General features: G+C 63.8%; 12 protein-coding genes. 5 read left to right on the top strand and 7 right to left on the bottom strand.

Annotated features, from left to right (window positions below):
• Positions 1–20: 20 nt before the first annotated feature.
• Positions 21–1,424, bottom strand: coding sequence for a GumC family protein (locus LA321_RS17085; protein ID WP_042069520.1), 1,404 nt, complete (start codon positions 1,422–1,424; stop codon positions 21–23).
• A 195-nt stretch (positions 1,425–1,619) separates the two neighbouring features.
• On the opposite strand from LA321_RS17085, the gene LA321_RS17090 reads away from it, so the two are divergent.
• Genes LA321_RS17090 through LA321_RS17100 form a run of 3 tightly spaced genes read left to right on the top strand, consistent with a single transcriptional unit; the run spans position 1,620 to position 4,588 of the window.
• Positions 1,620–2,717, top strand: coding sequence for a glycosyltransferase (locus LA321_RS17090; protein ID WP_407929456.1), 1,098 nt, complete (start codon positions 1,620–1,622; stop codon positions 2,715–2,717).
• Positions 2,718–2,762: 45 nt separating this feature from the next.
• Positions 2,763–3,956, top strand: coding sequence for a glycosyltransferase family 2 protein (locus LA321_RS17095; protein ID WP_042069522.1), 1,194 nt, complete (start codon positions 2,763–2,765; stop codon positions 3,954–3,956).
• Positions 3,953–4,588 carry a sugar transferase gene (locus LA321_RS17100; protein ID WP_042069523.1) on the top strand — a complete coding sequence of 212 codons (636 nt, stop codon included), beginning with the start codon at positions 3,953–3,955 and terminating at the stop codon, positions 4,586–4,588. The genes LA321_RS17095 and LA321_RS17100 overlap by 4 nt, the downstream gene beginning before the upstream one ends.
• Positions 4,589–5,133: 545 nt before the next feature.
• Here the strand turns inward: LA321_RS17100 and LA321_RS17105 are convergent.
• The 6 genes from LA321_RS17105 to LA321_RS17130 all read right to left on the bottom strand — a co-directional run bounded on the left by LA321_RS17105 (position 5,134) and on the right by LA321_RS17130 (position 11,273).
• A complete protein-coding gene (locus LA321_RS17105) occupies positions 5,134–6,135 on the bottom strand; it encodes a glycosyltransferase family 4 protein (RefSeq protein ID WP_042029115.1) in 1,002 nt (333 codons plus the stop codon).
• A gap of 82 nt (positions 6,136–6,217) precedes the next feature.
• The gene (locus LA321_RS17110) at positions 6,218–7,705 is read right to left on the bottom strand and encodes a SpoIIE family protein phosphatase (RefSeq protein ID WP_042069524.1); all 1,488 of its coding nucleotides are present in this window, start codon (positions 7,703–7,705) and stop codon (positions 6,218–6,220) included.
• 10 nt (positions 7,706–7,715) lie between these two features.
• Positions 7,716–8,384, bottom strand: a complete 669-nt coding sequence (locus LA321_RS17115; protein ID WP_042069526.1) for a CpsD/CapB family tyrosine-protein kinase — start codon at positions 8,382–8,384, stop codon at positions 7,716–7,718.
• A gap of 1 nt (position 8,385) precedes the next feature.
• Positions 8,386–10,491, bottom strand: a complete 2,106-nt coding sequence (locus LA321_RS17120) for an SLBB domain-containing protein (protein ID WP_042069527.1) — start codon at positions 10,489–10,491, stop codon at positions 8,386–8,388.
• A gap of 18 nt (positions 10,492–10,509) precedes the next feature.
• Entirely contained in the window at positions 10,510–10,926 is a 417-nt protein-coding gene (locus LA321_RS17125; protein WP_042029119.1) for a hypothetical protein, read from the bottom strand.
• Positions 10,923–11,273, bottom strand: a complete 351-nt coding sequence (locus tag LA321_RS17130) for an STAS domain-containing protein (protein WP_042029120.1) — start codon at positions 11,271–11,273, stop codon at positions 10,923–10,925. Before LA321_RS17130 ends, LA321_RS17125 begins: the two co-directional genes overlap by 4 nt.
• Before the next feature lie 347 nt (positions 11,274–11,620).
• Here LA321_RS17130 and LA321_RS17135 point away from each other — a divergent pair, with 347 nt between their 5' ends.
• Complete coding sequence (locus LA321_RS17135; protein ID WP_042069528.1) at positions 11,621–12,112, top strand: molybdopterin-dependent oxidoreductase; 492 nt, start codon at positions 11,621–11,623, stop codon at positions 12,110–12,112.
• Positions 12,113–12,116: 4 nt separating this feature from the next.
• On the top strand, positions 12,117–13,940 hold the full coding sequence (locus LA321_RS17140) for an ATP-binding protein (RefSeq protein ID WP_042069530.1): 1,824 nt from the start codon (positions 12,117–12,119) through the stop codon (positions 13,938–13,940).
• Positions 13,941–13,984 lie beyond the last annotated feature (44 nt).

Below are 13,984 nucleotides of genomic sequence, written 5' to 3' on the forward strand. Positions count from 1 at the left end.
TTGATGGCCATGGGTGAATATCACCCCGGCACCTCCACCAGCGGCGGCTGGGCATGGGCTGCCTGGCCGCTGTGGGCATGCACGGGTTCGCAATAGGGAATGCGGCTTAGCACCGGCGCCTTGATAAGCGCTGCCAGCTGATCGGTGCGGCGCAGGCTGGTATCCGCCAGTTCAATTAGCAGCGCCAGGCCGCAGCCAAGCCCGAAGCCCCCCACCATGCCGGCGATCAGAAACAGCCAGAGCGGGTAGTTGCTGGGTTTGCTCGGGGCGAAGGGCCTGTCGATCACCTTGATCCGCTCGCCGGGCTCGAAGCTGCCAAGCGCCCCGGTCACCTTGGCCTTCTCGTAGCGCAGCAGCAGATCCTGATAGAGGGAGCGCTTGACCTCGAGATCGCGCTCCAGCTCCGCCAGCTGGCTCTCCGTCTCGCCCTGGGAGGCCACCACCTTGTTCAGATCGTCGAGCTGGGCCTGCAGCGCGGCGGCATTCTGTTCGGCCTCGGCCAGCTGGGCCCTGGCCTGATCCCACTCGGGCCCGACCGCCACGCCGGGTTGGCTCTTCTGCTGTTCCAGCTCCTGTTGCAACTGCTCAATCTGGTAGCGCAGGCTCTGCACCTCGCTGTGCTGATCGCTGTAGCGCACCCGCAGCAGGGCCAGCTCGGTTTGCATCTGCTGCAGCTTCTCCTCCAGGCTGCGGGTCGTGGCCCCCTCCTGGCCGTGGGAGAGCTGCTCAACCCGGGTCTTGGCCTGCTGCAACTGAAGCAGGCTCTCGGCATGGCGATCTTTCAGGCCGTAGAGCCGGGCGGCGTTGGCATTTTGCTGATCCGGCAGGGCGCTGGCATGCTCGCGCTTGAAATCCGCCAGCAGCTGTTCGGCCCCTTGCAGCTCGCTGCGCCGGCTGTCGAGCTGGCTTTGCAGGAAGCGCTCGGAGGACTCGGCCGACTGGCGCCCCTTGTTCAGCAGGTTGAAGAAGAAGCGGCGCGAGACGGCCTCCAGCAGGCCGGCGCTGCTCTCTGCCGAGTCGGCTTTGACCTTCAGCTCGATCACCTCGTCCCCGATAAGACGGATGGAGACGGACGCCGAGAGCCAGTCCATGATGGCGTCGCGCTTGGCGGGCGGGGTGTTGTCATCCACCAGCTTGCGGTCCCGCGCCACCCCGTCCATCACGTAGCGACTGCGCAGCATGGCCTCCAGCACCGCGAAGCGATCCTTGAGGCTCTCCTGGGTGATCAGATCCTTGAGGGTCGGCGTCTGGTTGGAATCCTGCGGCACCATGAAGGTGGTGCGGCTCTCGTACACCTTGGGGCTGAGCACGCCAATCCCCACCCCCACCAGCGGCATGACCAGGGCCGGCATCAGGATGAGATAACGGCGCCGCCAGGCGGCGAAGAGGATGATGTAGAGGTTGTAGTAGAACTGGACCGGCATGGCGTCACTCCCCACAAGACAGGCATGGCATAGGGCCACAGGCAGGGACACTGCAAGGGCAATGCCAGACATGAAGTACCGTTCGACGCCGAACTCCGGCGCGGGTGGTACAGGATTCGCATAGCCATGGTCACGGAGCTCAGGCTCCCACGCCCAGGATGGCCCAGCGAATGTCCAGAGGAGAGCACCATGCCAATCCCAACGTCCGTCTCTGCCAGCACCGCTATCGTGCAAGTCGTCCAGCATCTGCAGCCAGGGGGGCTGGAGACCATGGTACTCAACCTCAGCCAGGCCAACGAGTGCCACCAGCCCATGCACATCGTCTCCCTGGAGGGGAGCAAGGAGGCGCTGCTCGCCGCCTGGCCCGCCCTGCATCCGTTCGCCGCGCGGATCCACTGTCTGGACAAGCCCGCCGGCTGGTCGCTGACCACCCTCTATCGCCTGATCCGCCTGCTGCGCCAGCTGCGTCCGGCGGCGGTGCACACCCACCATCTGGGCCCGCTGCTCTATGGCGGGCTCGCCGCCCGGCTGGCCCGGGTGCCCACCCTGGTACACACCGAGCATGACGCCTGGTATCTCGATGACCCCCGCCAGCGCAAGCTGGCGGGGCTGGGGCTGCGCACCTTCAAACCGACCCTGGTGGCGGATGCCGCACCGGTGGCTAACCAGTTACAGGTGAGGCTTGGCGCCCTCTCGGCCAAAGTGATCCCCAACGGCATCGACGAGAGGCGCTTTGCCCCCGGCCCATCCGAGCTGGCGCGCCAGGCCCTCCGGCTGCCCCTGGGAGTGAGGCTCATCGGCTGCGCCGCTCGCCTTGAGACGGTCAAGGGTCACAGCCTGTTGCTGGAGGCCATGACGCACCTCTCCCCCGAGGTGCATCTTGCACTGGCCGGGGTGGGCAGTTTGCAAAATGCGTTGCAGCAGCAGTGTCAGCAGCTGGGAATTGCCCATCGGGTCCACTTTCTCGGCCTGGTGGAACAGATGCCCCGCTTCTATCAGGGGCTGGATCTCTTCTGCCTGCCGTCACTGGCGGAGGGGATGCCCCTGTGCGTGCTGGAAGCCCAGGCCTGCGGCGTGCCCGTGGTGATGAGCGCGGTGGGTGCCGCTGCCGAGATCGTCTGCCCGGCCAGCGGCCAACTGCTCGAAAAACGGGATCCCGTCCTGCTCGCGCAACTTCTGGCACAGGGGTTGCTCGACTCCCATGGCCTGCGCGCCGTCACCCGTGCCTTTGTCTGCGAGCAGGGCAGCCTGAGTCGGATGGCGCAAGCCTATCAGGCGCTGTACGCCCGCTGAGGCGATGCCACCGACACGCGAAGAGACAGCAAAAAGGAGCCTCCCATGGAATGGATCATGATCGTGTTCTGGTTGTGCGCAGCCCTGGTGGTGTACCACCATGTCGGCTACCCCCTGCTGCTCAAGTACTTCGGCAAACGGGTACGCGCACAGCTTCACCAGCCGGCGCCGCGCCAGCGCGGGTTTCGGGAGGAGGCCGGCGACGTCCAGCTTCCCACCATCACCCTGGTGATGCCCATCTACAACGAGGCGGCGACCCTGGCCGCCAAGCTGCAGAATCTGGCCAGCCTCGACTACCCGGCCGACCGGCTGGCGGTGCACCTCCATTTCGATGGCTGCACCGACGACAGCTACCCCATTGCGCTGTGCCAGCTGGGAGATCCGGCCCTGCTGCAACTGCAGATCCGGCTGTTCGACCACCCGCGCAATCGCGGCAAGGTGGCCGTGCTCAACGAGGCGATGACCCATATCGACACCCCCCTGGTCGCCTTCAGCGATGTGTCGGCTCTGCTGCCCATCGACAGCCTGCTGCTGGCCGCCGCCCACTTTCAGGATCCCGTCGTCGGCGTGGTGGGCGAAGCCTATCGCTTCTGGCAGCCAGGCTCCCAGGGTGAGGCCAGCTACTGGCGCTATCAGAGCCAGATCAAGCTGTGCGAATCCGCCCTTGGCAGCATGCTGGGGGCCCACGGCGCCTTCTATGTGATGCGCAGTGACTGCCTGGCGCCGCTGGCGCCCGATACCATCAACGACGACTTCATCCTGCCGATGCAGGCCATCGCCAGAGGCTACAAGGCGGTCTATGACAATCGCTGCGCCGCCCTTGAGCTGGAGGTCTCCGATGCCCAGCTGGAGTCCAAGCGCCGCCAGCGCATCGGCGCGGGCAACACCCAGCAGCTGCTGCGCCTGCTGCCTCTGCTTCATCCCAAATTTGGCTGGGTGGCGTTCAACTTTGCCAGTGGCAAGGGCTTGCGGGTACTCATGCCCCTCTGCCTGACCCTGCTCTGGCTGTGCACCATTCCGCTGGCCATCCACTCGCCCCTGTTCGTGGCGCTGCTGGCCGGCCAACTGCTGGGCTACGCCCTGGTGCTGCTGATCCAGCTCACCCCGATGCACAACTGGCCCGGTCTGTTTCGCAAGATCCACTATCTGGTCCTCGGACACTGGTACAACGGCATCGGCACCCTGCGCTACGGCCTGCGGATGCTGGCGCGCCCCACCGCACAGGAGAGAGCAGCATGAAACACCCCATCCCCAAAGCGACCCTGGTGATCAAGCGCACCATGGATCTGGTCGGCGCCAGCCTCGGCTTGCTGCTGACCCTGCCCCTGTGGCCCTTCATCATGCTGGCCATTCGCCTCGACAGTCCGGGCCCGGTGTTCTTTCGCCAGCTGCGCATTGGCCGCAGCCACGCCAGCCACACCGAGCTCTTCTTCATGATCAAGTTTCGCACCATGCGATCCGATGCCGAGGCGGGCACAGGGCCTGTCTGGTGCGGCAAGGCCGACAGCCGGATCACCCGTTGCGGCAACTTTTTGCGCAAGACCCGGCTCGACGAGCTGCCCCAGTTCCTCAATGTGCTCAAGGGGGAAATGTCGCTCATCGGGCCGCGGCCGGAGCGCCCCGGCATCGCCAACCGGCTGGAGGATGCGGTGCCCTTCTTTATCGAGCGCACCTATGAAATCGCCCCCGGCATCACAGGGCTGGCCCAGGTCAATCAAGGCTACGACGAATCCCTGGACGATGTGCGCAGCAAGCTTGCCTTCGATCTGGCCTACTCGGTCGCTCTGCTCCACCCCTGGCGCTGGCTGCTGCAGGATGTGCACATCATCGGCAAGACGGTCGCCATCATGGTGGGCAAGAAGGGACGCTGATCCTCACCTTCTGCCGTCTCTCGGGCCACTGCCAGGGCAGTGGCCCGATGCTTTTCACCCCTCATGCTGATCCTGCCTGCAAAGCCGGCATCCCCTTGTGACCATTGCCGCTTATGAGCCGCCGACAATGGCTGACCAGCAGGCGGCTTTACTGGTTTTCATCTCCCTTGGTTGGCCAACAACAGCGTTCGCATCAGGGCCGAGCTTGGGTGGCGATAGATCGAGTGGCGATAGATAAGCATCCTCCCCTGGCCCTTACCATGCAGAGCAAGCGCTGTTTGCAGGTACTCCTATTGGCCTAGGCCCCCTTCGCCGGGATCCGCGACGGCCCGGCACCCAGCGTTCAGGCCCATCACGGCCAAGGCAGAAGAGCAGGCCGCGTGGTTACCAAGACTTTCGCCTGTGGCAGATAGAGACAACTGGAAAAGAGAGATTCGCGGCAAGGCTTGCACCTGAATGACAGCCCCAAGGCCATAAAAAAAGCGAGTGGCCTGGCCACTCGCTTGCTTGCTTGCTTGCTTGCTTGCTTGGCAGAGGATGGAGATTCAGGCGGTATAGACCGCTAGGATATCGCTCACCCTGTGGTTGACGCTGTAGCCCCGGGCGATGGTCTGGCGGGCCGCCCGGCTCATGGCCCCGCGCACCCGCTCGTCACTGCGCAGCCAGTAATTGACGATATCCGCCATGTCGTGCACCTGGCCAGGTGCCACCAGCCAGCCGTTGGACTTGTTGTCGATAAGGGAGACCAGCCCCCCTACCGCGAAAGTGCAGACCGGGATGCCGTGAGCCATGGCCTCAAGGGCCACCAGGGGCAAGCCTTCGAAGCGGGAGGTGATGCAGAGCAGATCGATCTGCTGCCACTCATCGGCCATCTTGCGAAAGCCGTGAAACGCCACCCTGTCCCCGTATTGCATGCTGAGATCCCCCATGAGTGGGCCTTCGCCATAGAGGTGAAAATCCCCCCCGGGGCAGAAGGCAGCAAGCTGGCAGAACGCCTGCGGCCCCTTCTCGGGAGAGAGACGGCCGACGAAGGCGATGCGGTTGCCCGCCACCGCCGCGGGGGCTGCGGGCAGGGGCACAAAGTTGCTGATGACGGTGCTCGGCACAGGCAATCTGCGAGCGATGGGCTCGCTCACTGCAATGCACTTCGCAAAGCGCGCCGTGATCCGGTCGAGCCAGCTGTAGAACTTCAGCCACCCCTCCCCCTCGTCACCGCTATGAAAGGTCGAGACCACCGGCTTGCCGCTGCACCAGGCGGTGAGGCGCCCCAGGATCCCGGCCTTGTAGCCGTGGGTGTGCAGCAGCACGAAGCCGGGCTGGCGGGCCAGCACTTGCACAAAGTCCCGGCTGTTGCGACAGACCCGGTATGGCAATCCTTGTTGCCTTAGCAGGGCGACAAAGGGAGTCATGCCGTGATCGGCCACCAGCACTATGGTGACCTCCAGCCCCCTTGCCAGCAGATCGCTGGCGAGGTGGGTGATGTGAACCTCGATCCCGCCGACCTGGCGGGCATCGATGGCGAGCCAGACCTGATGTGTGGGCAACATGGGCAACCTCCTCTCGTGGCACCAGACCAGGTGCAGCGGGATGTTGCATAGAGCGGGCCAGACAGGCCGTGGTGACGAGCTTTCAGTCGGCGGGAAAGGCCACCAGCAACAGGGTCATGTCGTCCGGAGCGCTGTCGGCCCTGTCATCAAACCAGTTGGCGATGCGCTGGGCCAGCCGGGCAAGGTCGGGCTCGGGGGCAAGACAGATCTGCTGCAATTGCGCCTCCCACAACTGGCGCTCGGCACTATCCCGGCTCTCCAGCAGGCCATCGGTCCAGAACAGCAGGCGCTCACCCGGTTGGAGCAGATGCTCGCAGGTTTCGAATTGGGGATCCGGTCGCAGGCCGGGCAAGGGCCCGGTGACGCCGAGCTGGCGCATACCGTCCGCCCCGATCAGCCAGGGCGCCGGATGCCCCGCGCTGGCCCAGCGGATCCGTCCGCCCTCTCCCAGCTCGATGCAGAGGGTGGTGAGCAGGGTCGCCCCCAGCAGAGGGTCGCTGTGGACGGCGGTGGAGAGGGTGGTCAGCAGGCTGGCAGGCGATCGCTGCTCGCTCTGGGCGGTCAGCAGGCCGCGCAGATACCCCGCGTAGGCATGGGCGAAGAACTTGGCCTCGGCGTCGTGCCCCATCACATCCCCCAGCCAGAGCACCCGATCCCTGGCCAGCAGAAAATCCCCCCCGCCCACGGCGGCGGCACGGGTCTGCAACGCCAGCTGATAGCCGTGCAACTGGTCGGCCGGCAGCAGGGGGCGCAGGGCCGAGGTCATCCGCTGATCCAGCTGATCCCCCCACTGGGCCTTGAGCTGGGCCGAGCGTTGCAACACCCGGGAGACCGCCAGTTGCAGCGCCTGCTTGGTGATGGGCTTGACCAGAAAATCATCGATGCCGAGGGCGCCGGCCCGGCTCTGGGTCCATTGATCCTGATGGCCGGTCAGGAAGATAAAGGGCACGCCGCGCATCTTGGGATCCTTCATCAGCTGCTGGCGCAGGGCGAAGCCGTCGATCCCCTCCATCTCGATGTCGGAGAGCACCAGGGCCGGCGGCTGGCGGCCGAGCGCCTGCAGGGCGGCGCAGGGGTCGGCATAGCTCTCGACCCGGTAGTTGTCGTGCAGATAGCCGGTGAGCAGGGTACGCATCACCTTGTCATCGTCGATCACCGCCACCACGGGCGCCTGCCTGGCACAACCGCGGGCCCGCAGCATCACCCGGTTGCGATCCCCCTCACGACTGAAGCGCACCTCATCAAACAGCTGGTGCACCAGCGCCAGACCATAGCCCCCCTCCTGCAACTCGTCCGGCAGGGGCGTGGCAGCCAGTACGGGCTGGGGCCCGCCGTCGTCATCAAGCAGCAGGCTCAGACCGGACTCGTCCTGCTGCAGGGTGAGCCAGAGGTGGCTCGCCGGCGGCGAGCCATGGCGCACGATATTGGTGGCCAGCTCGCTGAAACAGAGCAGCCAGTTGGCCTGCTCACGGGAAGGCACCTGAAACAGCGCCAACCCCTGGGCCAGGCGGGCGCGCAGGTCGCGCACCGACTGCAGGGTGGCGGGGGCAGATCGCAGCCACTCTTCCATCGCGTCTCCTTCAGATCCGGAAATTGAGCAGGGCGCTGCGCCGGCACCAGCGCTTGAGCCACTCGGTCAACCGGTTGCTCGGCAGCCGGTTGAGTTCGCGCAGGATCTCGCTGGCCAGCCCCGGGTTGACCCTGTCGTTGAACACAGCCCCCAGCAGGTTCGCCTCGGCCCGGGTCAGCTTCTCCACCGCGCTCTGCACCATGGTGGTCGGCGTCACCCCGGCCAGCACCACCAGCAGGGCCCCCTCGCAGGCGGCGCACACCAGATCCGCCGGGATATTGCCCCGGTTGAGGGCGTTGAGGGGGGAGGTATCGAACAGCACCACGTCATAGTGTTCGAGCCAGCGCACCAGCAGCTGGCGCAGGGTCTCCTTGTTGCGAAAGGCCATCAGATCCTTGCCCGGTGCAGGCAGCACCGCCAGGGTCTGGCCCTGGCTCAAGGGCTCGGGCACGTCGTTCGGCCCCCAGGCCTGGCCGGCGGGCCGGCCCGGGTGGTAGAGATTGAGATCCACCAGCAGGGTTTTGAGGCCGTCCGCCTCGGCGCGCCTGGCCAGCGCCTCGCAGATGGTACTGACCCCCTCGCCCCCCTCGGCCGAGGTCACCGCCAGGGAGCGGATCCCCCGCGCCAGGGTCGAGGCGTAGAGCGACTCCAGTTCCAGGTACTGGATTGGGATGCTCATCTCACAGGGTTCCTATCAGGGCGACCACCGAGATGGTGGTAAGAATGTCCCGCATCCCGTCCATGAAGATGGCCCAGTTGCTGCTCTTGCTGTCGGGGATGAAGACGGTGTCCCCTGCCCTGAGCACCGGCAGCTTGCTGAAATCGGGCTCCTTGGCAAAACCGTCCAGATCGAAGGTGCGCGCCTGATCCCCCTGCCCGCTGGCCGCCATGTTGATCACCACGATTTTCTTGATGTAGGCCGAGCTGGTCGGTCCGCCGGCTTCTGCCAGCAGATCCAGCAACGTCATGGAGGAGTTGAAGCGATAGCGCCCAGGCCGGGCGATGGCCCCCAGCACCCTTATGGTGTTCTCCTTGGGCTCGTCGAGCCAGGGGCGGTTCTTCTCCGGCAGGTAGATGGAGTCCCCCGGCAACACTTTTGGCAAGAGTGTCTCGTCGCCGGTCTCGAAGTAGAGAGCCAGATCCAGCTTGCTTACCCGCGCCGTGCTGCCGTTGCGATGGGCGATGCGCACGTTGCGCAAATCCGCCGCAGCGGTGGGACCATCGGCGGCGGAGAGGATGTCGATAAAACCCATCTGATCGTTGAAGGCGTAGCGGCCGGGGGCGCCGACCTGGCCGAAGATGTAGATGGAGCTCTCCGGTGACTGGCGCACCCACTGGGACTTGTTGTCGCTGGGATCGGTGGGCAGCTCGGGGATCATGATGGTGAAACCGGCGTGGATCTTCGGCAGGCTGCCAAGGGCTCCCCCCTGATGGAGAAACTTGTCGAGATCGAAGAGTGTGGGCGTCGCCATTCCCCCGTCCGAGGTCAGGATCTGCACCTTGGCGATATCGGCCCGCTCGCTCGGGCCGCCGGCGTGGGCGATGAGATCGAGCAGGGACATCTCGTCAGACCATTCATAGCGGCCGGGAATGCGCACCGCCCCCATCACCATCACCGCCCGCCCCGGCGCCACCTTGAGCCAGGACTTCTCGTTGATGTCGGTCTTCTCGGGGATAAAAATGGCGTCCCCCGGCCTTATCTGGGGCAGCGCCTTCTGCATCCCCTCGGTATAGGCCTGCAGATCGATGGGTTCGACGGTGCCATCGGTGCGCAGCAAGCGGATCTGGCGGCTCTCGGCATAGCGGGTCGGACCGCCGGCGTTGGCCAGGATGTCGAGGAAGGAGTCCCCCTCCCGCCCCTCGTAGGCGCCGGGTTTGAACACCTCCCCCATGATGTAGATGGTGCGCGCCCCCCGTTTGATCTGCTCCTCATCCTTGGGCACGAAGATGGTGGCTCCGGGAGCCAGGGTGGGCAGCAGCTTGTTGTTGCCCGAATCGAGGTAGGCCTTGAGATCAAACAGCTCGGGGGCATCGCCGTTGATCACCCGGATCCGCTCCACCCCGGCAAAGCGGGTCACCCCGCCGGCCCGCATCAGCAGATCGACGATGGAGTTGCCGCTCTTGAAGCTGAAGGCGCCCGGACTGTTCACCTCGCCAAACACCTTGATCGCCTTGCCGGTGTCGCCATCGCCCCCGGCCGCCAGGGTGGCGGCATCGAAATCAATCTGGACGTTGCCGATGAGGGGGGATGCGGGCACGAACACCACGTCGAGGGATTGCAGCGGAGGCAGCAGGCTGGCGTCACCGGTATCGAGATAGCGCTTGTAGTCAAAGCTGGAGACGCTGTCGCCACGGCGCACCTGCATGTTGTTGAGCTGGGCCCCCGGCACCAGACCGCCGGCGGCATCGAGCGCCATCTGGATGTTGCCGTCGGGGGCGAGATCATAGCTGCCGGGCTTTTTCACATACCCCATGACGCTGATGAGCAGGCGTTTTTCCAGAAGCGTGACGGTCAGTTGGGAGAGGTTATTGTAGACGGGTTTGAGGGCGGTGCGGATGATAGCGTCGGCCTCTGGGAGCGTCTTGCCCCCGACCACCACGTCCCCTACCTCGGGCAGTTTGATCTCCCCCTGCTTGTTGATCTGGAAGGGCTGATCGAACGCCGCCTCCCCCGGTTGCACTATCGCCAGTCGATCCCCGGGCGCCAGCAGGGTACTAGCCAGCAGAGGGTAGGTAAACAGCAAGAAAACAAGACCAATCAATCCGTTGATAGCGCCCCGATTCATAGAGATCCTTTTTGTTCGCTACGTTTGCCCCCACTGGCGCAAGGGGAGTCCCGACCAGTCGGCACGACAGCCCTCACGGCTTGTCTGCTCCAGCTGCAAACGTACCTGTTGTAATGATTGTGCCAGCATGGCCTGACGCCAGGCGACCTCTGACCAGAGCCGACCATGCATATCCCGTACGATGTCAACTCGTTGAGATTGTAGTAGTTTCAGCCCGGCAGGCATACAGTCGCGCAAATGGGCTTGCTGCAGGGTAGCCAGTTGCTGATCGAGCTCCTGTTGACGCTCATCATACCCTGACCAGAGGCGACGTTCATCCTCGTTCACCGGCAAACGGGTGGGCCTGACCTCGGCCAGCCCGCCATACCCTTGTGGCGGCCACTGGGTACAACCGGCGAGCAGCAGGCAGGTCAGCAACAGGCCCCACCCCTTCATGATGCGGCCGCCATCATGCCGCGAGTGCGCATATAGGCTTTCACGCTATCATGGCAGGGGATCACCTTGTCTATATGTAACATTTCCAGCAGATCATGGGGTTGACCCGGCCCACAAATCAGCGCCAGCTGATGCCCATTCATGATCAATCGCTTGTAGAGAAAGACCAGCGCCCCGATCCCGGACGAATCGATGAAGTGGACATCGCTGATGTCGGCGAGCACGTTGCCCCCGTGCAGCGACAGTTTCTCGAACAGGGGACGCAATTCGGTGACGGCCATCGCATCGAGTTCACTCTCCAGAACGACGACCTGGGTATCGTTGATGGTGTAGGTCATGCTTTCCATGGTTACGCTCCTTGTCTCTGCCAGATATGCCAGGGTGGCTCACTTGTCACGACAGTGGGGACAATGCAAGGGCCATGCCTGGACAAATCGGCCCCATAAGATTCCCTGTTATCCCTCGTTAGCCTCTCTATTTGAAGCACCTTGCACCGGATTTCGTTGCCAATTTGCAACTTGATCCGACCGGCCCATTGCAAAGTGCAATGAAAATGGGTTTGATGAGCGCCCTTTTCGCTCGCAAGGCCCGCCAATAGGGGATCTGACCGTTCGGCCCGCTTCTTGCTTTACCCTCTCTGCCGGTGCTTGCCGTTGCCCTGGTGTCAGCTTCGAACGGATTCATGGAGGAAGGTATGAGATTCACTTTGTATGTGGCACCGCTTCTGGTCGCCCTCTGCGGGGCCGCGCAGGCCACCCCCTCTCCCGACAGCGCCCTGCTCAAGGTGGAAGGCGCCATCACCCAACCCAACTACCAGCAGCTGGCCCTGTGGGACAGCGCCATGCTGGATCAACTGCCCGAATACGAGATCAGGACCCACACCCCCTGGTATGACGAAGAGAAGACCTTCCGTGGCCCGCGCCTGAGCGATCTGCTGGCCAAAGTCGGCGCCAGCGGCAAGCAGCTGACCATCACCGCCCTCAATGACTATTCGGTCCAGGTCCCCACCAGCGATGCCAGGCAATACGAGGTGATCCTGGCCCGCAGCATCAATGGCAAACCGCTCTCGGTGCGTGACAAGGGGCCGCTGTTTCTGATCTATCCGTTCGATCAGTACCCGGAGCTTCGCAACAAGCTCTACTACGGCCGGGCCATCTGGCAGATCAGCCAGATCAAGGTGGAGTAACCCCATGCGATCCATGGCTGCGAGCCAGCGCTCCCTGTTCGTGGTGCTCTGCGTCCTGCTGTTGGCCTTTGCCGGTATCGGTACCATCCAGTATCGGCAATTCCAGGATCTGCAGCGCAGCACCAGCCAGGGTGAAGACAACGTCATGTGGAACTATTTCCAGCTCTACAACGAGGCGCTGCGCTTTCAAAACGCGCTGCGCCATGACTCGCAAGCCAAATTCCAGCTCAGATATGACATCCTGGTCAGCCGGATGGAGTTGGTGCTGGAGAGCAAGGACCGCAACCTGTTGCAGCAGACCCCGATTTACCAGCAGGCCAGCAAGGGGATCCGCCGTTATATCGCCCTCGCCGATCTCTGGCTCGGGCCGGGTCAGGACAAACCGCTGGATCAGGCCGCACGTCTGCAGCTGAACCAGCAACTGGAACAGCTGATCCCGCAGCTCCATCAACTGACCCTGGAGGTCAACGAGCAGGCAACCCTGTTTGACGTTGCCCGTCGCGATGGGGTTCGCAAGCAGATCATCACCACCACCCTGATCGCCACCCTGCAGTTTGCCTTGCTGTTCGTGCTTGCCCTGCTCATCTGGCGGCAGATGAATATTTCGTTCCTGCAGCACAAGATGATGCAGCAGCTCAACGAGAAGCTGATCCGGGCCAACCGCGAGGCCGAAGCGGGCAAGCGGGCGAAAAGCAGCTTTTTGGCCAACATGAGCCACGAGATCCGCACCCCGATGAACGGCATCCTCGGCATGCTCTCCCTGCTGGCCGATCGCGAGATGGATCCCAGGGAGCGGGACTATCTGGACACGGCCCGTGAATCGGCCAACCACCTGCTGGGGCTGCTCAACGACATTCTGGATATCTCCAAGCTCGAAGAGGGACGAATTGAGCTGTTACTGGCCCCCCACCATCTGCCCCAACTGCTGGAAGACAGCCGGGCACTGATGCAGAGCAGTTGTGACGAGAAAGGGATCCGCCTCAATCTGACCCTGGCCCCGGATACACCGGAGTGGCTGATGATTGATCCCCTGCGGGTGCGCCAGATCCTGTTCAACCTGCTGAGCAATGCCATCAAGTTCACCCACCAGGGCGAGGTCAATGTCAGGGTGGACAGCCAGCCGCTGGACAAGGATCGCCACGCCATCCGCATTGCCATTCAGGACACGGGGATCGGCATGAGCCAGCACCAGATAGAGAACCTGTTTCAACGCTTCTCCCAGGCCGATGCCTCCATCACTCGTCAATATGGCGGCTCGGGCCTGGGCCTCGAGATCTCCCGCAACCTCGCCCGCCTGATGGGAGGGGACATCTCGGTCGAGAGCCGGGAGGGATGCGGCAGCACCTTTACCTATACCTGGCCGGCCCAAGCCACCACCCCCTCCATCGTCTGCCTCCCCGCCAAACCCGTGGTGCAGGAGAGCTATCGCATCCTGCTGGTGGATGACAATGCCACCAATCGCAAGGTGATCGGCGCCATGCTCAACTCCGTCGGCCATCAGGTCACTCTGGCGGTTCAGGGGGAAGAGGCCCTGGCCAAACTGGCACAAGCCACTTTCGATCTGGTGCTGATGGATGTGCAGATGCCGGTCATGGACGGGCTGGCGGCCACCACCCATATTCGCGCCTCACGCCAGCACTGGGCCAACATTCCCATCATCGCCCTGACCGCCGACGCCATGCCCGAATCGAAGCAGTACTATTTGTCCCACGGGATGAACGGCTATATCACCAAGCCCATCAACAAAGAGACGCTGCTGGGTGAGATAAACAAATATGTGGCGCGCGACCAGCGCCAGCGCGCCATGTCCATCGGCAACCCGGCCTGAGGAAGCGCCGCTGCGCCAGATTCAGCACCGGTGCTCAGCGGCTT

It is taken from the genome of Aeromonas enteropelogenes, assembly GCF_020097295.1.
Lineage (GTDB): Bacteria > Pseudomonadota > Gammaproteobacteria > Enterobacterales > Aeromonadaceae > Aeromonas > Aeromonas enteropelogenes.

Excerpts from the sequence above, each read along its gene's own strand:
- LA321_RS17130 (WP_042029120.1), bottom strand. The coding sequence starts at position 11,273 with ATGGAAAGCATGACCTACACCATCAACGATACCCAGGTCGTCGTTCTG.
- LA321_RS17125 (WP_042029119.1), bottom strand. The coding sequence starts at position 10,926 with ATGAAGGGGTGGGGCCTGTTGCTGACCTGCCTGCTGCTCGCCGGTTGT.
- LA321_RS17095 (WP_042069522.1), top strand. The coding sequence starts at position 2,763 with ATGGAATGGATCATGATCGTGTTCTGGTTGTGCGCAGCCCTGGTGGTG.
- LA321_RS17135 (WP_042069528.1), top strand. The coding sequence starts at position 11,621 with ATGAGATTCACTTTGTATGTGGCACCGCTTCTGGTCGCCCTCTGCGGG.
- LA321_RS17085 (WP_042069520.1), bottom strand. The coding sequence starts at position 1,424 with ATGCCGGTCCAGTTCTACTACAACCTCTACATCATCCTCTTCGCCGCC.
- LA321_RS17120 (WP_042069527.1), bottom strand. The coding sequence starts at position 10,491 with ATGAATCGGGGCGCTATCAACGGATTGATTGGTCTTGTTTTCTTGCTG.
- LA321_RS17100 (WP_042069523.1), top strand. The coding sequence starts at position 3,953 with ATGAAACACCCCATCCCCAAAGCGACCCTGGTGATCAAGCGCACCATG.
- LA321_RS17110 (WP_042069524.1), bottom strand. The coding sequence starts at position 7,705 with ATGGAAGAGTGGCTGCGATCTGCCCCCGCCACCCTGCAGTCGGTGCGC.
- LA321_RS17115 (WP_042069526.1), bottom strand. The coding sequence starts at position 8,384 with ATGAGCATCCCAATCCAGTACCTGGAACTGGAGTCGCTCTACGCCTCG.
- LA321_RS17105 (WP_042029115.1), bottom strand. The coding sequence starts at position 6,135 with ATGTTGCCCACACATCAGGTCTGGCTCGCCATCGATGCCCGCCAGGTC.
- LA321_RS17140 (WP_042069530.1), top strand. The coding sequence starts at position 12,117 with ATGCGATCCATGGCTGCGAGCCAGCGCTCCCTGTTCGTGGTGCTCTGC.